This is a genomic window from Stenotrophomonas sp. PS02298, assembly GCF_029959445.1.
GTDB lineage: Bacteria > Pseudomonadota > Gammaproteobacteria > Xanthomonadales > Xanthomonadaceae > Stenotrophomonas.
This window is the reverse complement of sequence record NZ_JASCOR010000073.1, coordinates 1-21899: the sequence shown is the minus strand read 5'-3', so window position 1 is coordinate 21899 and position 21899 is coordinate 1. Positions and strand designations below refer to the sequence as shown.

Annotated in this window: 18 protein-coding genes; 11 read left to right on the top strand and 7 right to left on the bottom strand. The window is 63.6% G+C overall.

The window, feature by feature from the left end:
• Positions 1-105 precede the first annotated feature (105 nt).
• The 3 genes from QMX78_RS12140 to yidD are packed head-to-tail and all read right to left on the bottom strand — an operon-like array spanning position 106 to position 2577.
• Positions 106-957, bottom strand: a complete 852-nt coding sequence (locus tag QMX78_RS12140; RefSeq protein WP_282269837.1) for a peptidoglycan DD-metalloendopeptidase family protein — start codon at positions 955-957, stop codon at positions 106-108.
• Positions 957-2303, bottom strand: coding sequence for a dihydroorotase (locus tag QMX78_RS12135; protein ID WP_282269835.1), 1347 nt, complete (start codon positions 2301-2303; stop codon positions 957-959). Before QMX78_RS12135 ends, QMX78_RS12140 begins: the two co-directional genes overlap by 1 nt.
• Before the next feature lies 1 nt (position 2304).
• A complete protein-coding gene (gene yidD, locus QMX78_RS12130) occupies positions 2305-2577 on the bottom strand; it encodes a membrane protein insertion efficiency factor YidD (RefSeq protein ID WP_282269833.1) in 273 nt (90 codons plus the stop codon).
• A 259-nt stretch (positions 2578-2836) separates the two neighbouring features.
• Between yidD and dksA the strand changes: the two genes are divergently transcribed.
• The gene (dksA, locus tag QMX78_RS12125; protein WP_282269831.1) at positions 2837-3979 is read left to right on the top strand and encodes an RNA polymerase-binding protein DksA; all 1143 of its coding nucleotides are present in this window, start codon (positions 2837-2839) and stop codon (positions 3977-3979) included.
• A gap of 331 nt (positions 3980-4310) precedes the next feature.
• Here dksA and QMX78_RS12120 read toward each other — a convergent pair whose 3' ends face one another.
• Complete coding sequence (locus QMX78_RS12120; protein ID WP_282269830.1) at positions 4311-5033, bottom strand: TetR/AcrR family transcriptional regulator; 723 nt, start codon at positions 5031-5033, stop codon at positions 4311-4313.
• 374 nt (positions 5034-5407) lie between these two features.
• On the opposite strand from QMX78_RS12120, the gene QMX78_RS12115 reads away from it, so the two are divergent.
• Positions 5408-6784 (top strand): carbohydrate porin, encoded by a 1377-nt coding sequence (locus QMX78_RS12115; protein ID WP_282269828.1) that lies wholly within the window; start codon positions 5408-5410, stop codon positions 6782-6784.
• Between the two features lie 173 nt (positions 6785-6957).
• On the top strand, positions 6958-9279 hold the full coding sequence (locus tag QMX78_RS12110; protein WP_282269826.1) for a glycoside hydrolase family 3 C-terminal domain-containing protein: 2322 nt from the start codon (positions 6958-6960) through the stop codon (positions 9277-9279).
• Positions 9280-9344: 65 nt separating this feature from the next.
• Here the strand turns inward: QMX78_RS12110 and QMX78_RS12105 are convergent, their stop codons facing one another.
• The 3 genes from QMX78_RS12105 to cysS form a co-directional block, all read right to left on the bottom strand.
• On the bottom strand, positions 9345-10580 hold the full coding sequence (locus QMX78_RS12105; RefSeq protein WP_282269824.1) for an MFS transporter: 1236 nt from the start codon (positions 10578-10580) through the stop codon (positions 9345-9347).
• Entirely contained in the window at positions 10577-11014 is a 438-nt protein-coding gene (locus tag QMX78_RS12100) for a SufE family protein (RefSeq protein ID WP_282269823.1), read from the bottom strand. Before QMX78_RS12100 ends, QMX78_RS12105 begins: the two co-directional genes overlap by 4 nt.
• Before the next feature lie 206 nt (positions 11015-11220).
• The gene (gene cysS, locus QMX78_RS12095; protein ID WP_282269821.1) at positions 11221-12588 is read right to left on the bottom strand and encodes a cysteine--tRNA ligase; all 1368 of its coding nucleotides are present in this window, start codon (positions 12586-12588) and stop codon (positions 11221-11223) included.
• 165 nt (positions 12589-12753) lie between these two features.
• Here cysS and QMX78_RS12090 point away from each other — a divergent pair, with 165 nt between their 5' ends.
• The 8 genes from QMX78_RS12090 (at position 12754) to argH (ending at position 21608) form a co-directional block, all read left to right on the top strand.
• Positions 12754-13311 (top strand): hypothetical protein, encoded by a 558-nt coding sequence (locus tag QMX78_RS12090; RefSeq protein ID WP_282269819.1) that lies wholly within the window; start codon positions 12754-12756, stop codon positions 13309-13311.
• A 302-nt stretch (positions 13312-13613) separates the two neighbouring features.
• Positions 13614-14624: an N-acetylornithine carbamoyltransferase gene (locus tag QMX78_RS12085; protein ID WP_282269817.1), complete on the top strand. Its 1011-nt coding sequence runs from the start codon at positions 13614-13616 to the stop codon at positions 14622-14624.
• A 147-nt stretch (positions 14625-14771) separates the two neighbouring features.
• Complete coding sequence (locus QMX78_RS12080) at positions 14772-15962, top strand: argininosuccinate synthase (protein ID WP_282269815.1); 1191 nt, start codon at positions 14772-14774, stop codon at positions 15960-15962.
• Between the two features lie 205 nt (positions 15963-16167).
• Positions 16168-17265: an acetylornithine deacetylase gene (locus tag QMX78_RS12075; RefSeq protein WP_282269813.1), complete on the top strand. Its 1098-nt coding sequence runs from the start codon at positions 16168-16170 to the stop codon at positions 17263-17265.
• 72 nt (positions 17266-17337) lie between these two features.
• Positions 17338-18666, top strand: a complete 1329-nt coding sequence (locus tag QMX78_RS12070; RefSeq protein WP_282269811.1) for an acetylglutamate kinase — start codon at positions 17338-17340, stop codon at positions 18664-18666.
• Positions 18663-19277, top strand: a complete 615-nt coding sequence (locus QMX78_RS12065; protein WP_282269810.1) for a GNAT family N-acetyltransferase — start codon at positions 18663-18665, stop codon at positions 19275-19277. The genes QMX78_RS12070 and QMX78_RS12065 overlap by 4 nt, the downstream gene beginning before the upstream one ends.
• Positions 19274-20227 carry an N-acetyl-gamma-glutamyl-phosphate reductase gene (gene argC / locus QMX78_RS12060; protein WP_282269808.1) on the top strand — a complete coding sequence of 318 codons (954 nt, stop codon included), beginning with the start codon at positions 19274-19276 and terminating at the stop codon, positions 20225-20227. Before QMX78_RS12065 ends, argC begins: the two co-directional genes overlap by 4 nt.
• Positions 20228-20309: 82 nt before the next feature.
• The gene (gene argH, locus QMX78_RS12055) at positions 20310-21608 is read left to right on the top strand and encodes an argininosuccinate lyase (protein WP_282269806.1); all 1299 of its coding nucleotides are present in this window, start codon (positions 20310-20312) and stop codon (positions 21606-21608) included.
• The last annotated feature ends 291 nt before the right edge of the window (positions 21609-21899 follow it).

The following is a 21899-nucleotide window of genomic DNA, read 5'->3' as shown; positions in this document are numbered from 1 at the left end:
GCCATGCTCGGCAGAGGCCTTACCGGTAGAGCTTCAGCCGAGCATGGCTCGGCACTACAGGTGAAGCCTCTGCCGAGCATGGCTCGGCACTACAGTCGCTTTGCTCTATTTGCCGCGTTCGAGCACCAGCAGCGGGTCGATGCGGGTGTCGAACCAGTTCATGCCCCAATGCAGGTGGGGGCCGGTCGCACGGCCGGTTGCGCCCACTGCGGCGATGTTCTGCCCTTGTTCGATCCTGTCGCCGACCTTCACGTCTATCCGCGACAGGTGCAGGAAGTTGGAGCTGATGCCGAAGCCGTGGTCCAGCACCAACGTGCCGCCAGTCAGGTACAGGTCCGGGCCCACAAATGTCACCACGCCGGCTGCCGGCGCCTTCACCGGCGTACCCGTGGGCACGGCGATATCCATGCCCGAATGGCCGCTGCCCGGCTGTCCGTTGTAGACGCGGGCATTGCCGAAGCGGCCGCTGATGCGGCCCTGTACCGGCCAGATGAAGGTCTGGGTGAAGTCGGTGCGGTTGTCGTCGCGCTTGCGCGATTCGGTCACCTGCGCCTGCTCACGGGCAATGCGTTCGGCGATTGCCGGCGGCGGATTCACCGTCTTTGGCGGTACGCCGTTGACCCGTTCCACCGGCCAGTCGCGCGCAGTGACTGCAATTGAAATGGTTTCGCTGCCGCCATCCGGGCGCTGCACCTGTACCTGCAGCGGACCTTTCTCATCGCGGCCGATACCGAACACCACGCTGCCGTAGCCACTGACCCGCAGCTCGCGGCCCGCGTAGCGGACCGTGCTGCCGGCGGGCACCTTGCCGATCACCATTGCGCCCTGCGAGGCACTGGCAGGGAAAACAACCCGATTGTCGAGCAGGTTGCCGATGCCATCCTGGGCCTGCGCGGGTAGGGCGGTGAGCAGGGGCGCTGCCAGCAGCAGCGCACCCATCATCAGGACCGAACGCATCAACGGTCGTAGGTCATGCGCTGGCCGGCCGGTGCGCCCACCAGCTTGCTGCCGTCCCATACCTGCTGGCCATTGACCCAGGTGGAAGCGATGCGCGAGCGGAAGGTGGTGCCCTCGAACGGCGACCAGCCGCACTTGGACAGCACGTCCTCACGCTTGACCGTGAACGGCACGTCCTCGACCAGCACCAGGTCGGCGAAGTAACCCTCGCGCAGGAAGCCACGTTCTTCGACGTCGAACAGCTGCGCCGGGGCGTGGGCGAACTTCTGCACCACCTGTTCGCGGCTCAGTTTGCCTTCGTGCACGCGCTCCAGCGCGGCAACCAGCGCGTACTGCACCAGCGGCAGGCCGGACGGCGCCTGCGCATAGGGCTTCTGCTTCTCTTCCCAGGTGTGCGGGGCATGGTCGGTGGCCAGTACGTCGAGCACGTCATCGGCCAGGGCGGCGGTGATCGCCTCGCGGTCGGACACTTCCTTGATCGCCGGGTTGCACTTGATCAGGTTGCCCTTGGTGGCATAGTCCGGGCGCGCGAAATGCAGGAAGTGCACGCAGGTTTCGGCGGTGATCTGCTTGCGGCTGCCGTCGGCCCGGATCAGCGGGCCCTTCTCGAACAGCGCCAATTCATCGGCAGTGGAGATGTGCAGCACGTGCAGGCGGGTGCCGTGCTTCTTCGCCAGCGACATCGCCAGCCGGGTGGACTTGATGCAGGCCTCACGCGAACGGATGTCCGGGTGCATGTCCGGGGTCAGCGCGTCACCGTATTTTTCCTGGAACGCCTTCATGTTGGCGTCGATCATCGGCGTGTCTTCGCAGTGCGTGATGATCGGGGTCGGGCATTCGCGGAAGATCGCGTCCAGGGTTTCCGGGTTGTCGACCAGCATGTTGCCGGTCGAGGCGCCCATGAACACCTTCACGCCGGGTGCCTTCTTCGGGTCGAGTACGCGGATCGCTTCCAGATTGTCGTTGCTGGCACCGTGGTAGAAGCCGTAATTGGCCCAGGCGCGGCCCTTGGCCAGCTCGTACTTGGCTTCGAGGATGGTCGAGTCCAGGGTCGGCGGGTTGGTGTTGGGCATGTCCATGAAGCTGGTCAGGCCGCCGGCCACCGCGGCAGCCGACTCGCTGGCGATGTCGCCCTTGTGGGTCAGGCCAGGTTCGCGGAAGTGCACCTGGTCATCGATCATTCCCGGCAGCAGCCAACGGCCAGCCGCGTCCACCACCTGCTCGCCGTCGCGCGGGGTCAGGCTGCTGCCGATCTGCGCGATACGGTCGTTCTCGATGCGCAGGTCGCCGTCGAAGGTACGACCTTCGTTGACCATGCGGGCGTTACGGATGAGCGTGGAGGACATGTCAGTGTTTTCCTGTGCAGCGGCAAGAGGGGGAATCGGCGCGCTCCGGGACCGGATCCAGTCCGCCCGGGTGGAACGGATGGCAGCGCCCCAGTCGGCGCAGGGTAAGCCAACACCCCCGTAGCGGACCGTGTATACGGATCGCGTCCATGGAGTATTCCGAGCAGCTGGGATAGAAACGGCAGCGCGGCCCGAGCAGGGGGCTGATGAAGCGCTTGTAGGAGCGCAGTACGGCAATGAGGAGTCGGCCGATCACGGTCGAATGATAAGCCACTTGGCAAGCGAGCAGGATTTGTCGCAGGATGCGGGATGGCGCCGGTAAAGACTACGTGCTTTCCGCTGCCAGCCAGGGGCGATGGCGCGCCTGGTTACGTTCCGAACTGCGCGAAACGGTCCGGTGACGCCACCGGACCTGGACTGCACGGGTCGGGCATCCGTTCACATACGGTGCCCGGCGCGGTTGCTGCTGCTGGTCGGGTAGGCTATAAAGGCCCGCTTTCCCGGGCCCCGGGGGAAACAAGGAAGAGCGTTTCGTGGCTGCTAAAAAACCTGCAAAAAAGGCCGTCAAGGTCGCCAAGAAAACCGCCAAACCTGTAGTCAAGAAGGCGGTGTCGAAGCCGGTTGCAAGCAAGCCGGTCGCCAAGGCTGCCAAGCCGGCCGCGAAGAAAGCACCCGCCACCAAGGCGGTTGCAAAGAAAACGCCGGTCAAGCCAGCAGCACCTGCCAGCAAACCCGTCGCCAAGAAGGCTGCGGTTAAGACGGCAGTCGCTAAAAAGGCGGCCCCTGCCAAGAAGGCGGCGGTCAAGAAGGTGACCAAGCCGGTTGCCGCGCCAGTTGCCAAGAAAGCAGCTGCGCCGGTTGCCAAGGCCACCAAGCCCGTTGCCAAACCCGTAGTCAAGAAGGTGGCCGAACCAGTGGCTGCCAAACCGCTCAAGACTGCTGTCAAACCCGTGGTCAAGTCCGTACCGAAGCCTGCTGCAAAGCCGGCGGCGGCCAAGTCTGTCCCGGTCGAAGTCGCCAAGACGGCCCCAGCTCCGGCACCTGCGCCGGTTGCTGCCAAGCCGGCTCCAGCGGCCAAGGCCCCGCAATCCAAGAATCCCGTGCCTGTTTCGAAATCCAACGTCAAAACTCCCGTCAAATCCACCGCACCTGTTGCCGTCCGTCCCGTGGGCAAGGTTGCAGTCGCTGTAACCGCGCGTTCGACTGCTCCGGCGCCGCGCAGCAAGTACAAGGTTGTCGAATACAACGTCGACGAGGCCACTGGCCGTCCGATCCTGCCGGCTGGCTACAAGCCGTCTGCAGATGAGGAGTACATGAGCACGCTGCAGCAGGAGTACTTCCGCCAGCGCCTGCTCAACTGGCGTGCGGACCTGGTCGAGGAATCGAAGCAGACCATCGAGAACCTGCGCGAGGAAGTGCGTGACATCGGCGATGAAGCCGAGCGTGCAACCCGTGAAACGGAAAATTCGCTGGAACTGCGTACCCGCGACCGCTACCGCAAGCTGATCGGCAAGATCGACAGCACGCTGAAGCGTCTGGAAGCCGGCGATTACGGCTTCTGCGTCGATACCGGCGAGGACATCGGTCTGGATCGGCTGGAAGCCCGTCTCACCGCCGAGCGCACGATTGATGCGCAGGAGCGTTGGGAGCACCTGCAGAAGCAGCAGGGCGATTGATCCTGGCGTAGAGTCATTGCCGCACGAAAACCCCGCTACGGCGGGGTTTTTCTTTTCTGGAGTGCTGCAGGTCCACAAGAGAAGATTTCATGCACCGTGCTGTTGCGCGCTGGCGCGGGCCACTATTGCCGATGGCTGACGCCCGTTCGGCGCGGTTTGAACGAAGACGGGGCGGTGTTTGGCTTGTCCACGGCAGCAATCTGCACGGCGGCTGGCATCGGGGCCGCAGGCGCCTGGTTCTGGTCTTCAGCGTTTGCTGCAGGAAGGTAGGCAGGGCTTGTATGCCGAGTGGCATGCGGTGCTCTGAAGACAATGTTTGCAGCTTGGGTGTTCAGGTGATCTGCACGGCCTGCTGCAGGCGTTGTAGATAGCTCTCAAAGTAGCTGCCGAGCTCGACCTTGTCGGGATGGCGCAGCCATAGCAATTGCAAACCATCCATCATCGCGATCAGTTCTGCTGCGATCTGGTCCGGATCAATCGCGGGGTTTATCTCTCCGGACTCCTGACCATGGCGCAGGCTGTGCGCGATGTATTGGAGCATCAGTCCGGAGCGCTGGTGAAACCATTCCTGTGCAGGGTGGTCCTCGCCGAGACTTTCGGCGTTGAGCAGCGAAAAAGCCCGGATTACGCCGGGTATCTCGGCATTGGCGCGATTGACCAGGCGCAGTTGATCCACCACCTGCGACCACGGAAGCGGTGGGCCTGCGGCAGCGTCTTCAAGCGTGTAGTCCTGCGGACAGTCAGGCAGGCGGGGGCTGCGTTGATCGCGGACCTCCAGAACCGCCAACAGCATGTCGGTCTTGCTGGGGAAGTAATGCAACAGGCCGGGCAGGGTGAGGCCGACATTGCTTGCGACCTCGGCAATGGAGGCATTGCTGTAGCCATCGCGGGCGAACACGCGCATTGCCGCGTCCAGAATCTGTTGACGTCGCCTGTCGCCCTTGGGGGAGCGTCGGCGTGTGCGGCTGACGGACGAGGTTTGCGTTGAAGTGGGCAAAGTCCAATCCCGCGTCGGGTGAGTGCGCAGTGTATCCCCGGCGTCCGTGGGCGCCATACACGCTGGATCTGTACCCACGTCACAGTTTTTGACAAACCTACTAGCTAGTAGGTTTACTGCCGCGGCGTCGGCGCAACGGTCATGAATCGTATCGCCGCAACAACATCCCGGAGGGGCTTGCACGCAGCTGGTTCCCGCCATCGCAGGAAACGCGACGGCAGCAATCTGACTGGCCCCGCCTGATGGGAGGCGCGCCGAGAGGCCGACGTCGCAGTGCCTGGGTTGGACGTGTGCCTCAACCCAGTGCATGTCGAGCTGTTGTGTTCGCGCAGGCGGTCGAGGTTTTGGCACGGGCCGCTCTTCATCAATCTGGGAGAGAAGCAATGAGCACGTACTGTTGTAACGGGAGCGGCAGCATCCTCGGCAAAGTGATGTTGGCGGTCCTCCTTGGACTGGGCGCCTCGATGGCCCATGCGCAGCCCGATACGGGTTCTGCAGTTGCACGATCGCTGGACGAACTGTCTTCAAGCGAGCGCCAGGACGATTCGTTGGCAGCACCAGCACCAGCACCAGCATCGGCCTCGACACCGAGCTGTCGCGACTACGACACCTTCGTCAGCCGCGGCTCGGAGGCGCCCATCATCACCACCTGTGAGACGCTGTCACCTGATCTATTGGGTCTGCGGCCGAAACTGTATGAGAACGGGTGGATGTTCATGGGTTTCTACAGTGCCACCGAAACCTATGACCTGCGTGGCCAGGAGGCTCGCCCGCAGACGTACAACGGGCAGCGGCCGAGCTTCGGCAGCACCTTGTCGACCATCACTACCTATGACCTGTCGCGGCTGGGCTGGTGGGGCAAACGATCCCAACTGACCTTTGAAGCCAACAGTTGGCGCACCGTGTATCGCGATGCGGGCCTGAATGATGATGCAGCGGTAGCGCAGCTCTCGGTGCAGCAGGAGTTCGCTGACGGTCGCGTGCGGATCCAATATGGCTACTACGGCATGCTAGGCCAGTTTGTTGGTCTGTTCCTGGGGGCAAGTACGGCATCTTCCGCGCTTGGCCCGACCAGCATCATTCCCAACCTGGTTGGCATGGCGGGATTCAAGCCCGCGCCCGGCATGGATATCCGCCTGTACTCGAAGAGCGGCCGCTTCTATGACCACTTTGGTGTCGCGCGCTCACAAAGTCCCGATGGCTTCCTTGTCGACAGCAAGGCCAATCCCAGCGGACTGAAGTGGAGCGTGGAAGGCACCAAGCCGATCTACGTCAATGAGATCGGCTATCGGGTTGCGTCCACTGCGAATACCCGGATGACATGGATCCGCCAGGGAACGATCTACAACCGCACGCTTTACACCGACTACCGCAACCCGGAGCGCAAGGGCACCAATCGTGGGTTCTACCTGGTGGCCGACCATCAATTCACCCAGCCGGACACGTCGCTTCCCTACCGTGGTTGGTACGTCAACGTGAAAGCGAATCATGCGCCGGCCGAGCACAATATCTTCAGCTCCGACTACGCGCTGACGCTCTACAGCCTGGCGCCCTTTGCAACGCGTCCGGGCGACATGGTGTCGTTTGGCTACACCCGTACCGAGGTGAGCGATGACGCGCGACGCTACCTTGGTGCCGCAGGCATGGATCCGGTGCGCTTCAGTTCCACGGGATCGGTTTCGTATGCCTTGCGTGCATTCCGTGGCATCTACTGGGTCAATACCCTGAGCTATACGCGCAACCCGGTGGTCACCAGCCAGCATCCGGATGCAGTGAATCTGCAGAGCCAGTTGACGTTCTCGTTCTGAGTCATGTGTGGCCAGCCTCGCTGGATCGACCTTCGTGCCGCAACAGGTGGCGCTGGCGTCGGAGTGTTGTCCGTGGTTTCAGCTCAATGATCGCGCGCTGCAGGCTTGTGGGCGCGTTACTTCCAAACGCAGCACCTGGCGCGAAGCGCCGGGTGAGAACCGGAGCACGTGAAATGGCAACAATGCAGAAAAAGCGTGATTTCAAACCACTGTTGATCAGCATCGCCATGACGGCCTTGGCGATGGACCCGGTGCAGGCCAAGGAGCTTCCACAATTGGGCAAGGCACCGTTGGCGCAGGTGATGGCGGCAATGACCCTGCAGGAAAAGATAGAACTGGTGACCGGCCAGGGGATGAGCCTCCCCGGCCTGCCTGAGGACATGCAGGCACCGGTAGTGGGTGCGATTGAAGACAAGGTGGCCGGTGCGGCGGGCGCGACCGTGGCGGTGCCGCGATTGGGCATTCCTTCGCTGGTGCTGGCCGATGGCCCGGCGGGGGTACGTATCGAGCCTACCCGCAAGGATGCCCCTGGCCGAACCTTCCATGCCACTGCGTTCCCGATCGGCAGCGCGCTGGCCAGTTCCTGGGACTTGGCGCTTGTACGCAAGGTGGGTGCTGCTATCGGAGATGAAGCTGCTGCCTATGGCATCGATGTGATGCTGACGCCGGCGCAGAACATCCATCGTTTTCCGTTGGGCGGGCGCAATTTCGAGTACTACTCCGAAGATCCGGTGGTCAGCGGCGAGATGGCGTCTGCGTTGGTCAATGGGTTGCAGGCGCGTGGTGTCGGGGCATCGGTGAAGCACTTCGCGGTCAACAACCACGAGTGGAACCGCAACACCATCAATGCAAAGGTGGATGAGCGGGCGTTGCGGGAGATCTACTTGAAGGGCTTCGAGATCTCCCTGCACAAAGGTCAGCCGTGGACGGTGATGTCCAGCTACAACAAGCTCAATGGCAGCTACACCTCGGAGAGCAACTGGCTGCTGACCGATGTGTTGCGTGCCCAATGGGGTTACCAGGGCGTAGTGATGACCGATTGGTTCGGCGGGACGGATGCGGTCGCGCAGATGCAGGCCGGCAACGAGCTGCTGATGCCCGGCACCGGCAAGCAGCGTGCGGCCATCCTGGCGGCGGTGGGCAGCGGTTCACTGGATGAGGCGGTGCTGGATCGCAATGTGCAGCGTGTGCTGGAGCTGGCGCTGCGCAGTCGTGCCTACAGGCAGTTGCCGCATTCGGACCAACCCGACCTGTCCGGTAACGCACGGATCTCGCGTAGCGCAGCGACCCAAGGCATGGTCCTGCTCAAGAACCAGGCGGCCGCGCTGCCGCTGCCTGCCAACGCCAGCGTCGCGTTGCTGGGTCATGGCAGCTACGAAGTGAATATCGGTGGAACCGGAAGTGGCGACGTCAACGAGGCATATGCCGTTACCCTGGCCCGTGGATTGGAGAGCGCGGGTTTCAGCAATGCGGGCGGGCTGGAACAGGCCTACACACGCTATATCGACGAAGAGGTCCCCAAGCTTCCGAAGACCGAGTGGTACCTGAGCAAGCCGCGTATCGCAGAGCGGGTTGTGAGTGATGACGAGTTGCAGAGCCTGGCGCGGCAGCAGGATGTGGCAGTGGTGACCATCGGCCGTGGCTCGGGCGAGTTCGTTGATCGCAAGGCGGAGGGTGATTTCAATTTGACCGCAGCCGAATACGCACTGCTGGAGCGAACTTCAAAGGCTTTCCGTGCGCAGGGAAAGAAGCTGGTGGTGGTGCTCAACATCGGTGGCGTGATCGAGACGGCCAGTTGGAGCCGCTTCGCCGATGCCATCCTGCTGGCCTGGCAACCAGGGCAGGAGGCTGGGAATGCGATTGCCGACGTGCTGTCCGGCGCGGTGAACCCCTCCGGCAAGCTTGTCGATACGTTTGCGATGCAGCTGGGTGACTATCCGGCCAGCAAAGGCTTCCCTGGCAAGGAGTTGCTGGGCCCGGATCCGAATGCGGGTTCTATCTTCGGGCAGATCTCACGTGCCGCCGAAGTGGAATACGACGACGGCATCTGGGTGGGTTATCGTCACTTTGATACGCGCAAGGTGGAGGTGGCCTATCCATTTGGTTTCGGCCTGTCCTACACGACGTTTGGTTATAGCGACCTGAAAGTGCACGCCAGTGATACCGGTCCGGTGCGGGCCAGCGTGAAAGTCACCAACACCGGCAAGGTGGCAGGCAGTGAAGTGGCGCAGGTTTATGTCAGTGCGCCGCAGGGAACGCTTGAGAAACCAAGCCAGGAGCTGCGTGCTTTCGGCAAGACCGGTGTGCTGCAGCCCGGTCAATCGCAGGTGCTGCAGTTCGAGATCGAAGGCAGGGATCTTGCCTCTTTCGACACTGGTCGCGGCCGTTGGGTAGCGGACGCGGGCACCTACAACCTACGTGTGGGCGCTTCATCGCGTGATATCCGTGCGCAGCAGGCCTTCGAGAAAGCGCAGGCCAGCGACTACGCCCCCTGATGCGTGCTTCTGCTTGAGATGGATACGCCGGGGCAAGCGTGCTGCTTGCCCCGGCGTCGATCTGGCTAGAGATCCTGCAGGTTGTCCAGTTTGCGCAGCTGCGGCGCTTTCCATGCGGTAACCGCGGCCACGCCGAGCACCGCGCAACCGCCGATCACCACTGCCGTTACCAGGCCCAGCAGGCGCGCCATGCTGCCGCCATAGAACGCGCCCAGCTCATTGGACGAGCTGATGAAGATGCCGTTGATCGACGACACCCGGCCGCGCATTTCATCCGGTGTGACCAGCTGCATGATGGTCGAGCGCACCACCACCGACACGCCGTCGCAGGCACCGTAGAACACAAGGATCGCCGCCGACAGCCAGAAGCTCCTGGACAGGCCGAAGGCAATCACGCACAGGCCGAAACCCGCCACTGCAAACAGCAGTACACGGCCGGCATTGCGCCGCAGGGGATGGCGGGCCAGCCACAGGCCGACGGCGATGGAGCCCAGTGCCGGTGCCGCGCGCAGGATGCCCAGTCCTTCCGGGCCGTAGTGCAGGATGTCCTGGATGAAGGCCGGCAGCATCGCCACCACGCCGCCGAGCAGCACCGAGAACATGTCCAGCGCCATTGCGCCAAGCATGATCTGGTTGGACAGCACGAAACGTGCGCCCTCGGCGATGCTGGTGAAGATCGGCGCGCGGGTCTGCGGCGGAGCGGGCTCGCTGACCTTGAGCGAGGCCAGTGCAATCAGCGCCAGCACTGCCATTGTCGCCGCCACGCCATAGGACAGGCCCTTGCCGCCAACGGCGACCAGTACGCCGCCCAGCGCAGGGCCAATGACCATGCCCATCTGGAACACCACCGTGCCGAAACCGGCACCACGCGCGAACTGCTCACGACGCAGTACCCGCGCAAACAAGGCGTTGTAGACCGGCGACAGGAAGGCGCGGACCATGCCGGTCAGTGCGACGGCCAGGTAGATCGGCCACACGCCCTTGACCGGTAGCCAGCCGCTGGCGACTGCGACCAGCATCAAGGCAGTGGCGATCAGGCCCAGACAGGCGGTCATGCCGAGCTTGCGGCGCGGCAGGTGATCGACCAGATAGCCGGCAAACGGCGCCACGCAGAAGTAGGGCAGCACCTCTGCCAGGCCGATCAGGCCCAGCGAGAATGGATTGCGGGTGACTTCATAGATGTGCCAGCCGACCGTGACCGCGACGATCTGGTAAGACAACATGCCGGCGATGCGGTACAGCAGCAGCTGGGTGTAGCCGGGCTGGCGCAACAACTCGGAGATGGAACCGGTGTTGCTCACTGCTTGGCTTGGGCGGTGTCGCGGATGAAGGCCAGCATCGCGGCCAGGCCGTTGCTGCGGGTCGGCGACAGGTGCTTGGCCAGGCCAATGGCAGATACATAGTCCGGATCGGTGGCGAGGATCTCAGCGGCCGAGCGGCCCGAGTACACACGCAGCGCCAGATAGATCAGGCCCGAGACAATCGCCGAGTCACTGATCGCATGGAACACCAGCTTGTCGGCGTCGCCTTCGGGCACGATCCAGACCATGGACTGGCAGCCGAGCAGGCGGTTTTCTTCGGTCTTCCATTCTTCTGGAAGCGCGGGCAGCTTGCGACCGAGGTCGATCAGGTACTGGTAGCGCTCGGACCAGTCACCGAAGAAGGAGAACTCCTCGGCAATGGCGGCCTGGGCTTCGGCGGGCGTGGGTTCGAGCGGGAAGGGGGAGTTGATCATTATTGGTCCTGTGCTTGGCCGGTCGCCTTGGTGGCGAGGGGCCTTGGTGTGGGGTAGCGGGAGGTCCCCCTCACCCCAACCCCTCTCCCGGTGGGAGAGGGGCTCAGTACGTCGCGAGTGGACGCCATGTGTGCAATTGCAGCTTCCGCCTTAGCCCCTCTCCCTCCGGGAGAGGGGTTGGGGTGAGGGGGCGGTGAAAGGAAGCGTCAGCCCCGCTTCCAGCGCACACCCTGCGGCGTGTCTTCCAGCACGATGTTCTCCGTAGCCAGCTGGTCGCGGATGGCATCGGCACGGGCGAAATCCCGTGCCTGCTTGGCGGCAATTCGCTCGTCGATCAGCGCCTGGATGCGCGCATCGTCGCCCGCTTCAGCGCCTCGCCCAAACCATTCGGCCGGCGCCTGCTGCAACAGACCAAGCGCGAGGCCTGCACCGAGCAGCTCACGCTTCAAGCGCAGCTTGTCCTCGCCGGACTCGGCCTTGCGCGCTTCGCTGGCGATACGCGCCACTTCAGCCAACGCCAGTGGTGTGTTGAGGTCATCGTCCAGTGCCGCCTCGACGCCGGCTGGAATCGCGCCTTCAACACTGACATCGGCCAGATCACGCAAGGTGCCGTACAAACGATCCAAGGTGCGCACCGACTGCTCGATCAGTGCATCGGACCACTCCAGCGGCTGCCGGTAATGCGCCGACAGCAGCGCATAGCGCAGCGCTTCCGGCGGGTGCTGGCGAACCAGATCATGCACGCGCTCGATATTGCCGATCGACTTGCTCATCTTGGTGCCGCCGAAGTTGAGCATGCCGTTGTGCAGCCAGAAGCGGGCGAAGGTCTGCCCGCCGTGGGCGCAGACGCTCTGTGCGATCTCGTTCTCGTGGTGCGGGAACTGCAGGTCCACGCCACCGGCATGGATGTCGATGGTCGGGCCCAGATGCGCCGAGGCCATCGCCGAGCACTCGATATGCCAGCCCGGGCGGCCACGGCCCCAGGGCGAGTCCCAGCCCGGCAGGTCGTCGCTGGAGGGCTTCCACAGCACGAAGTCGCCGGCATCACGCTTGTATGGGGCCACTTCGACACGGGCGCCGGCCAACATTTCTTCCGGGTCGCGGCGTGAGAGCTTGCCGTAATCAGCGAAGCTGCCGACCGAGAACAGTACATGGCCCTCGGCGGCATAGGCATGATCGGTGCTGATCAGCTGCTCGATCATGGCGATGATCTGCGGGATATGTGCGGTGGCCTCCGGCTCGATGTCCGGCGGCACCACGCCCAGCGCGGCCATGTCTTCGCGGTAGGCGGCGGCAAAACGGTCGGTGATGGCCGAGATCGGCACGCCCTGGTCCTTGGCCGCGGCGTTGATCTTGTCGTCAACGTCGGTGATGTTGCGGGCGTAGCGCAACTTGCCGTAGCGGCGGCGCAGCAGGTCGGCCAGCACCCCGAACACCACCGGGCCGCGCGCATTGCCGATATGTACATAGTTATAGACCGTGGGGCCGCACACATACAGGGTGGGGGCGGCGGGGTCGAGCGGAGCAAACGGCTCCAGCTGCCGCGTCAGGTTGTTGTGCAGGCGCAGGGTCATGGCAATCCGGGGGTAAACGAACCCGCCAATTCTAGCGGTCCGGGCCGGGTCGGGCATCCCCGGGCTGGGCAATACGCGTACGGATGGGTAATGTTCAGGCCCGGGGCAGCTGTGCTGCCTACACTACTACCCGTCCACCCGCGCCCTGTTCCTGCCGATATCTTGATGAAACCTGCTCCATTGCTGTCGACGATCTGCCTGTTGGCTGGTGCCGCCGTGCCCGCGTTCGCGCAGGAACCGGAGCAGCGCAATCGCGTGGTGATCATGGAAAACGTGCGCTACGACTATGCGCAGGTGCTCAATGTCGAGCCGGTCTTCCAGACCCTGCGCGCAAGTCGTACCGAGGAGCACTGCGAACCGGTGTCGACCCGGACGCTGGCGCCGGTGCAGGTGAAGGGGGAGGAAGACAAGGGCGGTTTCCGCCGCTTCTGGGACTCGGTGCGTGGCATTTTCAGCCAGCACGAAGGGCAGGCCCAGGAAGAGGAGATGGCGCTTGCGCCGCAGGGTTCAGGCGGTTCTCCCGCGCTGCTGACCCCGGAGTGCAAGATCGTCGAGGTTGGGCGTGAATTCCGCCGGCCCATCGCCTACGACGTGGATTACGTCTACAAGGGCATCAAATTCCGCTCTCGGCTGCCGGAAGACCCCGGTAACCGGCTCAAGCTGCGGGTGTCGATCACCCCGGATATCGGCCAGGCGCCGCCGGCTGCGAACAGCGTTCCGTGATGTTGCACCGCGACACTTGCGCCGGCCTGACCCGCGTGCGAGTATGCGCGACGATGAAAGCCACCAGCTTCCAGCACGAATCCAGCACCGCCCGGATGGCCTCCGGCATGACGTCCCGTGCCCGCCGACCGGAATCCCACATATTCGCTGGGTGACCGGAGCTTCGTGCTGTCTGTTCGGAAAACCCAGCCCAGGCTGGGTTTTTTCGTTTCTGGTTCGGCAAAAGTTTCAAACGCAATGAGCCGCGCGCATGCGCATCCGCCCACCGGCGACGGTGGATCTCCGCAATAAAGGATGGATCGATGTCTCTGAAGCACTTTTTGAACACCCAGGACTGGAGCCGCGCCGAGCTCGACGCGCTGCTTACCCAAGCGTCGTTGTTCAAGCAGAACAAGCTGGGTGATGACCTGAAGGGCAAGTCGATCGCCCTGGTGTTCTTCAACCCGTCCATGCGTACCCGCACCAGCTTCGAGCTGGGTGCGTTCCAGCTGGGCGGCCACGCGGTGGTGCTGCAGCCGGGCAAGGATGCATGGCCGATCGAGTTCAATCTCGGCACGGTGATGGACGGCGATACCGAAGAGCACATTGCCGAAGTGGCCAAGGTGCTGGGCCGTTACGTCGATCTGATCGGCGTGCGCGCCTTCCCGAAGTTCGTGGACTGGAGCAAGGACCGCGAGGACCAGGTGCTCAAGAGCTTCGCCAAGTACTCGCCGGTGCCGGTCATCAACATGGAGACCATCACCCATCCGTGCCAGGAGCTGGCGCACATCCTGGCGCTGCAGGAGCACTTCGGCACCAGCGACCTGCGTGGCAAGAAGTACGTGCTGACCTGGACCTATCATCCCAAGCCGCTGAACACCGCCGTGGCCAACTCGGCGCTGACCATTGCCACCCGCATGGGCATGGACGTGACCCTGCTGTGCCCGACCCCGGACTACATCCTGGACGAGCGCTACATGGGCTGGGCCGAGCAGAACGTGGCCGAAAGTGGTGGTTCGCTGCAGGTCAGCCACGACATCCAGAGTGCCTATGCCGGGGCCGACGTGGTCTATGCCAAGAGCTGGGGCGCGCTGCCGTTCTTCGGCAACTGGGAACCGGAAAAGCCGATCCGCGACCAGTACAAGCACTTCATGGTCGATGAAGCCAAGATGGCGCTGACCAACAATGGCGTGTTCAGCCACTGCCTGCCGCTGCGCCGCAACGTCAAGGCCACCGACGGCGTGATGGATTCGCCGCAATGTATTGCAATCAACGAAGCCGAGAATCGCCTGCACGTACAGAAGGCGATCATGGCGGCAGTGATCGGCAAGTAATGCTTTAGCCCCTCTCCCTCAAGGAGAGGGGTTGGGGTGAGGGTAACGCTCCTCGCTCCAGATGCATCCTCTTATACGCCAACCCCCTCCCCAACCCCTCTCCCGGCGGGGGAGGGGCTCAAAAACCACAGCAGAGATTCCTTCCCCATGAGCAAAGACATCGTCCTCGCCTTCTCCGGCGGCCTCGACACCAGCTTCTGCGTGCCTTACCTGCAGGAGCGCGGCTACAACGTGCACACCGTGTTCGCCGACACCGGCGGCGTGGATGCCGACGAACGTGACTTCATCGAAAAGCGTGCGGCCGAGCTGGGTGTCACCAGCCACGTCACCGTCGATGGCGGCCCGGCCATCTGGAATGGCTTCGTCAAGCCGTTCGTGTGGGCAGGCGAAGGCTACCAGGGTCAGTACCCGCTGCTGGTCTCCGACCGTTACCTGATCGTCGATGCCGCGCTCAAGCGCGCCGCCGAGCTGGGCACCAACATCATCGCCCACGGCTGCACCGGCATGGGCAACGATCAGGTGCGTTTCGACCTGGCGGTGAAGGCATTGGGCGATTACCAGATCGTCGCGCCGATCCGTGAAATCCAGAAGGAACACACCCAGACCCGCGCCTACGAGCAGAAGTACCTGGAAGCGCGTGGCTTCGGCGTGCGCGCCAAGCAGCAGGCCTACACCATCAACGAGAACCTGCTGGGCCTGACCATGTCCGGCGGCGAGATCGACAAGTGGGAAGCGCCGGGCGAAGGCGCCCGCGGCTGGTGCGCACCGCGCAGCGCCTGGCCGATCGAGCCGCTGACCGTGACCCTGAAGTTCGTCGAAGGCGAAGCGGTTGCCCTGGACGGCAAGGAACTGCCGGGTGAGCAGATCCTGGCCAAGCTCAACAAGCTGTTCGCGCAGTACGGCGTCGGCCGTGGCGTGTACACCGGCGACACCGTGATCGGCCTGAAGGGCCGCATCGTGTTCGAAGCCCCGGGCCTGGTCTCGCTGCTGGCCGCGCACCGCGCGCTGGAAGACACCGTGCTGACCAAGCAGCAGAACCGCTTCAAGCCGGAAGTCGCACGCAAGTGGGTGGAGCTGGTGTACGAAGGCTTCTACCACGACCCGCTCAAGACCGACATCGAAGCTTTCCTGAAGGCCTCGCAGGCCAAGGTAACCGGCGAAGTGGTGCTGGAAACCCGCGGCGGCCGCGTTGATGCGGTGGCGGTGCGTTCGGAGCACATCCTCAACGCCAAGGGCGCGACCTATGCGCAGTCGGCCGACTGGGGCGTGGAAGAAGCTGAAGGCTTCATCAAGCTGTTCGGCATGAGCTCCACGTTGTACGCGCAGGTGAATCGCTAAGCGCACGACGTTCGCCGCTTGAAGCCCCTCTCCCGCATGCGGGAGAGGGGTTGGGGTGAGGGCAGCTTTTGCTTCTGCTTTTGGTATTGCTCTCAAAGCAAAGCCGGCAAATCAAAAGCTCCCCCCATCCGCCCTTCGGGCACCTTCCCCCGCAAGCGGGAGAAGGGACGCCCTCCGATCATTGCTGTGAGACCTGCTGCCCACCATGACCAAGCTGCTCCAATCCACCCTAGATCACCTGGAAAAGCTGGTGTCCTACGACACCCGCAATCCGCCGCGTGCCATCACCACCGGTGGCATCTTTGATTACCTGCGCGACAACCTGCCGGGCTTCAATGTCGAGGTGATCGACCACGGTGCCGGTGCGGTCAGCTTCTACGCGGTGCGTGGCACGCCGAAATACCTGTTCAACGTGCATCTGGACACCGTGCCGGACTCCCCGCACTGGTCGGCTGATCCGCACGTTATGCGTCGCCTCGATGACCGTGTTGTCGGCCTTGGCGTCTGCGACATCAAGGGCGCTGCCGCGGCGCTGGTGGCCGCCGCCAACCTGACCGATGGTGATGCTGCCTTCCTGTTCTCCAGTGACGAAGAAGCCAATGATCCGCGGTGCATCGCTGCCTTCCTGGCGCGGAGCATCGCCTATGAAGCGGTGATCGTCGCCGAACCGACGATGAGCGAGGCGGTACTCGCGCACCGTGGCATCAGCTCGGTGCTGATGAAGTTCCAGGGCCGCGCCGGCCACGCCTCGGGCAAGCAGGACCCGTCCGCCAGTGCCTTGCACCAGGCGATGCGTTGGGGCGGCAAGGCGCTGGAGCATGTCGAGTCGCTGGCGCATGCGCGCTTTGGCGGCCTGACCGGCCTGCGCTTCAACATTGGCCGCGTCGAAGGCGGTATCAAGGCCAACATGATCGCGCCCGAGGCCGAGCTGCGCTTTGGCTTCCGGCCGTTGCCGTCGATGGATATCGACGCGCTGCTCGGCACCTTTGCCGGCTTCGCCGAGCCGCAGGCCGCGCATTTTGAAGAAACCTTCCGTGGCCCGAGCCTGCCATCCGGTGATATCGCCCGCGCCGAGGAACGTCGCCTTGCCGCGCGCGACATCGCCGACGAGCTTGGCCTGCCGATCGGCAATGCCGTGGATTTCTGGACCGAGGCTTCGCTGTTCTCGGCCGGTGGCTACACAACCATGGTGTACGGCCCTGGCGATATCGCCCAGGCCCACACCGCCGATGAGTTCGTCACGCTGGAGCAGTTGCAGCGCTACGCCGAATCGGTGCTGCACATCCTGCAACGCGGCGCCTGAGCCGCCCGTGGCCCGGCGGCTTGCCGCCGGCTCCTTTCCGCGACCCTCAAGGTCGCCATGTAGATACAAGCAATGTCCCCAGCCATGCAGCCGCACCGCCAGACCCGCCAGACCATCGTCCGCCTGCTTTCGAGCATGGCCAGCGCGAAGGAAATCAGCCAGTACCTCAAGCGCTTCTCGCAGCTTGATGCCAAGCGCTTTGCCGTGGTGAAGGTCGGTGGCGCCGTGCTGCGCGACGATCTGGAAGCGCTGACTTCGTCGTTGTCGTTCCTGCAGGAAGTCGGCCTGACCCCGATCGTGCTGCACGGCGCTGGTCCGCAGCTGGATGCCGAGCTGTCGGCCGCAGGCATCGAGAAGAAGACCGTCGATGGCCTGCGCGTGACCTCGCCCGAGGCACTGGCGATCGTGCGCAAGGTGTTCCAGCAGTCCAACCTCAAGCTGGTCGAAGCGCTGCAGCAGAACGGTGCGCGCGCCACCTCGATCACCGGTGGTGTGTTCGAGGCGGAGTACCTGGACGTGGATACCTACGGCCTGGTTGGTGAGGTGAAGAAGGTAAACCTGGCGCCGATCGAGGCCAGCCTGCGCGCCGGCTCGATCCCGGTGATCACCAGCCTGGGCGAAACCCCGAGCGGGCAGATCCTCAACGTCAACGCCGACTTCGCCGCCAATGAGCTGGTGCAGGAACTGCAGCCGTACAAGATCATCTTCCTGACCGGTACCGGCGGCCTGCTCGACGAGGAAGGCAAGCTGATCGATTCGATCAACCTGTCCACCGAATACGACCAACTGATGCAGCAGCCGTGGATCCACGGCGGCATGCGGGTCAAGATCGAGCAGATCAAGGACCTGCTGGATCGTTTGCCGGAAGAGTCCTCGGTATCGATCACGCGCCCGGCCGACCTGGCCAAGGAGCTGTTCACCCACAAGGGTTCCGGCACGCTGGTACGCCGTGGTGAAAAGGTGCTGAAGGCGACGTCGTGGGACCAGCTGGACACCGCACGCCTGAAGTCGCTGATCGAGTCGAGCTTCGGCCGCACCCTGGTGCCTGATTACTTCGAGAAAACCAAGCTGCTGCGCGCCTACGTCAGCGAGAACTATCGCACTGCGGTGGTGCTGACCGATGAGGCCGAGGGTGTGTACCTGGACAAGTTTGCCGTGCTCGATGACGCGCAGGGCGAAGGCCTGGGGCGCGCGGTGTGGAATGTGATGCTGGAGGAAACCCCGCAGCTGTTCTGGCGCTCGCGTAACGGCAATCCAGTCAATCATTTCTACTATTCCGAGTCGGACGGCTGCTACAAGCTCGATCACTGGAAGGTGTTCTGGTTCGGCGCCAATGACTTCGACAGCATCAAGGGCTACGTCGCGCACTGCGGCGAGCGCAAGCCGAGCCTGCAGGGATGAACATGGATCTGGCCGCCGCCGGACACTGGGGTCAGGTGCCCATCCTGAAGGGGCGGCATGTGACCCTGGAGCCGTTGCAGCTTGCGCATGTGCCGGCGCTGCAGCGCGCCTTGGGTGAAGGCGAGTTGTCGCGCTGCTGGTACACCAATGTGCCGACCCCCGAGCACGCCGGTCACTACGTCGTTGCTGCGTTGGAAGCGCAGTCGCAGGGCAGGGTGCTGGCGTTCGTGGTTCGCGATGCCAGCGGCGAGGTGGTTGGCAGCACCCGCTTCTACGCGCTGGAGGCCGATGTGCCGCGCTTGAACATCGGCTACACCTGGTACCACCCGCGCGTGCAGCGCAGCGGACTGAATACCGAAGCCAAGCTGCTGTTGTTGCTTCACGCCTTCGAAACCCTCGGTTGCATCAGCGTTGGCTTCGAGACCAGCTGGTTCAACCATGCCTCGCGCACCGCCATCGCCCGCCTCGGCGCGAAGCAGGATGGCGTGCTGCGCAGCCACAAGCGTCACATCGATGGGTCGCGCCGCGATACCGTGGTGTTCTCCATCATCGACACGGAGTGGCCGGCGGTGAAAGCCCACCTGCAATTCCTTCTGGATTCGCATTCATGACTGACAAGAAATTCTCGGTAGGCATTGTTGGCGCGCGCGGTTACACCGGCGCCGAGTTGATCCGCCTGCTGGCCGCACACCCGCGTATCGAGCTGGCCTTCGTGTCCTCTCGCGAGCTCGATGGGCAGCGCGTGGCCGACCATAACGAGGACTACAAGGGCGAGTTGCGCTACGAAAGCCTTGGTCCGGACGCGGTTGCCGCCAAGGGTGTGGACGCGGTGGTGCTGGCATTGCCCAACGGCAAGGGCGAACCGTTTGTGGCCGCGCTGGATGCAGACGCGCCGGATACGGTGATCGTTGATCTGTCAGCGGACTATCGTTTTGACAACAGTTGGTACTACGGTCTGCCGGAATTGACCCGCGCCCGCTATGCCGGGCAGAAGCGGATCAGCAACCCGGGCTGCTACGCCACCGCGATGCAGCTGGCGATCGCGCCACTGCTGAGCCAGCTGGCCGGTCCACCGACCTGTTTCGGCGTTTCCGGTTGGTCCGGTGCCGGCACCACGCCGTCGGACAAGAACGACCCCGAACTGCTGCGTGACAACCTGATGCCGTATGCGCTGACCAACCACGTGCACGAGCGCGAGGTGTCGGGCCAGCTCGGCGTACCGGTCGAGTTCATGCCGCATGTCGCGCCGCATTTCCGCGGCATCACCATGACCGTCAACCTGTGGCTGCAGCAGCCGCGCAGTCGCGAGGAAGTGATGGCGCTGTACCAGCAGCGCTACGCCAACGAGCCGCTGGTTGAAGTGGTGGATGAGGCGCCGTGGGTCAGTCGCATTGCCGGCAAGCACGGCGTGCAGATTGGTGGCTTCACCATGGCGCCGGGCAACAAGCGCGTGGTGGTGGTAGCGACCATCGACAACCTGCTCAAGGGTGCGGCCACGCAGGCATTGCAGAACCTCAACCGGGCGTTGGGGCTGGATGAGCTGATGGCGGTTCCGTACTGATTCTGGTGGGTAGCGGTGGCTGGGAGGTTGCCAGCTTCGCGGCCTATGCCGCTCCTACATGGCTGCATTTAGAGAGATCGACATGACTAATTTGCTTTGGCAGAAACCCGGCGTTGCGGTGGATGCGAAGATCCAGACCTTCCTGGCCGGTGACGATGTCATCCTGGACCGCGAGTTTTTCCTGCACGACATCCAGGCCAGCACCGCGCATGCCGAAGGCCTGCAGCACATCGGCATCCTCAGTGCCGACGAGTTGGCTGCGCTGAAGCGTGAGCTGGCGATCCTGGCCGAGGATTTCCGCAGTGGTGCCTTCGTGCTGGACGAGCAGTACGAGGATTGCCATTCGGCCATCGAAGCGCGCCTGACCGAGCGCGTGGGCGATGCCGGCCGCAAGATCCACACCGGCCGCAGCCGCAACGACCAGATCCTGGTCGCTACCCGGTTGTGGCTGAAGGACAAGCTCGAGCGTGTTGCGCAGATCAGCACCGAAGTTGCGAAGGTCGCGCTGGACCGCGCCGCTGCCGAACAGCTGCAGCCCTTGCCGGGTTACACGCATATCCAGCGCGCCGTGGTTTCCTCTGCTGGCATGTGGTGGGCTGGCTGGGCCGAGGCCTTCATCGACAATGCCATCCGTGCCCGCGACACCCGTGCGCTGATCGACACCAATCCGCTGGGTACGGCTGCCGGTTACGGCGTTAACCTGCCGCTTGACCGCGAGCACACCACGGCGGCGCTGGGTTTCTCGCGCATGCAGATCAGTCCGATCTACGCGCAGCTCTCGCGCGGCAAGTTCGAACTGGCCGCATTGGAAGCCCTGGGCGGGGCGACGCTGGACCTGCGTCGTATCGCTTGGGATCTGTCGCTGTTCACCACGGGCGAGTTCGCTTTCGTCGCGTTGCCGGCGCAGTACACCACTGGCAGCTCGATCATGCCGAACAAGCGCAACCCTGACGTGATCGAGTTGATGCGCGCCACCCATGCCAGCATCGCTGCCGCGCGCACTGAGATCGAGCAGCTGCTGTCGCTGCCATCCGGTTACCAGCGCGACCTGCAGAACTCCAAGGGCGCAATCGTGCACGGCTTTGGCCGCGGACTTGCCGCGCTGGAACTGCTGCCGGCCTTGCTGTCGAATCTGGATTGGCGTGATGACAACATCCGCGCAGCGATTGATTCGGGCATGTATGCGACCGACGTTGCGGTGGAAGCCGCGGTGGCGGGTGTGCCGTTCCGTGATGCCTATAAGGCAGCAGCGGCGGCATCGGATACCGCGGGGCAGGGGCGTACCCCCGAAGGCAGCCTGGCGGCGCGCGTGTCGCCCGGCGCTGCCGCGGATCTGCGACTGGAAGAGCTCAGTGCGCGCTGGAGCGCGTTGCAGGGTTGATGTTCTGATGCGGGCGCCGGAAGGCGCCCGTATTGATTTGGCTCTTGCTCAAGCCCCTCTCCCGCTTGCGGGAGAGGAGTTGGGGTGAGGGGAAGCTTCTAGCTAGGTAAAGTCACAAGCCCCCTCATCCGCCCTTCGGGCACCTTCTCCCGCAGGCGGGAGAAGGGACAGCCAAAGCCAAAGCCAAAGCCAAAGCCAAAGCAGAAGCCAAAGCAGAAGCCAAAGCCAAAGCAGAAGCCAAAGCAGAAGCCCTAGCCAAATCCCACTCAGCCGCCCGCGCTGGACGGAGAT

Bases quoted from the DNA above. Each gene is read 5' to 3' on its own strand.
- QMX78_RS12070 (WP_282269811.1), top strand. From the start codon at position 17,338: ATGTCCCCAGCCATGCAGCCGCACCGCCAGACCCGCCAGACCATCGTC.
- QMX78_RS12090 (WP_282269819.1), top strand. From the start codon at position 12,754: ATGAAACCTGCTCCATTGCTGTCGACGATCTGCCTGTTGGCTGGTGCC.
- argC (WP_282269808.1), top strand. From the start codon at position 19,274: ATGACTGACAAGAAATTCTCGGTAGGCATTGTTGGCGCGCGCGGTTAC.
- QMX78_RS12065 (WP_282269810.1), top strand. From the start codon at position 18,663: ATGAACATGGATCTGGCCGCCGCCGGACACTGGGGTCAGGTGCCCATC.
- QMX78_RS12115 (WP_282269828.1), top strand. From the start codon at position 5,408: ATGTTGGCGGTCCTCCTTGGACTGGGCGCCTCGATGGCCCATGCGCAG.
- QMX78_RS12075 (WP_282269813.1), top strand. From the start codon at position 16,168: ATGACCAAGCTGCTCCAATCCACCCTAGATCACCTGGAAAAGCTGGTG.
- QMX78_RS12100 (WP_282269823.1), bottom strand. From the start codon at position 11,014: ATGATCAACTCCCCCTTCCCGCTCGAACCCACGCCCGCCGAAGCCCAG.
- QMX78_RS12080 (WP_282269815.1), top strand. From the start codon at position 14,772: ATGAGCAAAGACATCGTCCTCGCCTTCTCCGGCGGCCTCGACACCAGC.
- QMX78_RS12085 (WP_282269817.1), top strand. From the start codon at position 13,614: ATGTCTCTGAAGCACTTTTTGAACACCCAGGACTGGAGCCGCGCCGAG.
- QMX78_RS12120 (WP_282269830.1), bottom strand. From the start codon at position 5,033: ATGGCGCCCACGGACGCCGGGGATACACTGCGCACTCACCCGACGCGG.
- argH (WP_282269806.1), top strand. From the start codon at position 20,310: ATGACTAATTTGCTTTGGCAGAAACCCGGCGTTGCGGTGGATGCGAAG.
- QMX78_RS12140 (WP_282269837.1), bottom strand. From the start codon at position 957: ATGCGTTCGGTCCTGATGATGGGTGCGCTGCTGCTGGCAGCGCCCCTG.
- QMX78_RS12110 (WP_282269826.1), top strand. From the start codon at position 6,958: ATGGCAACAATGCAGAAAAAGCGTGATTTCAAACCACTGTTGATCAGC.
- QMX78_RS12135 (WP_282269835.1), bottom strand. From the start codon at position 2,303: ATGTCCTCCACGCTCATCCGTAACGCCCGCATGGTCAACGAAGGTCGT.
- cysS (WP_282269821.1), bottom strand. From the start codon at position 12,588: ATGACCCTGCGCCTGCACAACAACCTGACGCGGCAGCTGGAGCCGTTT.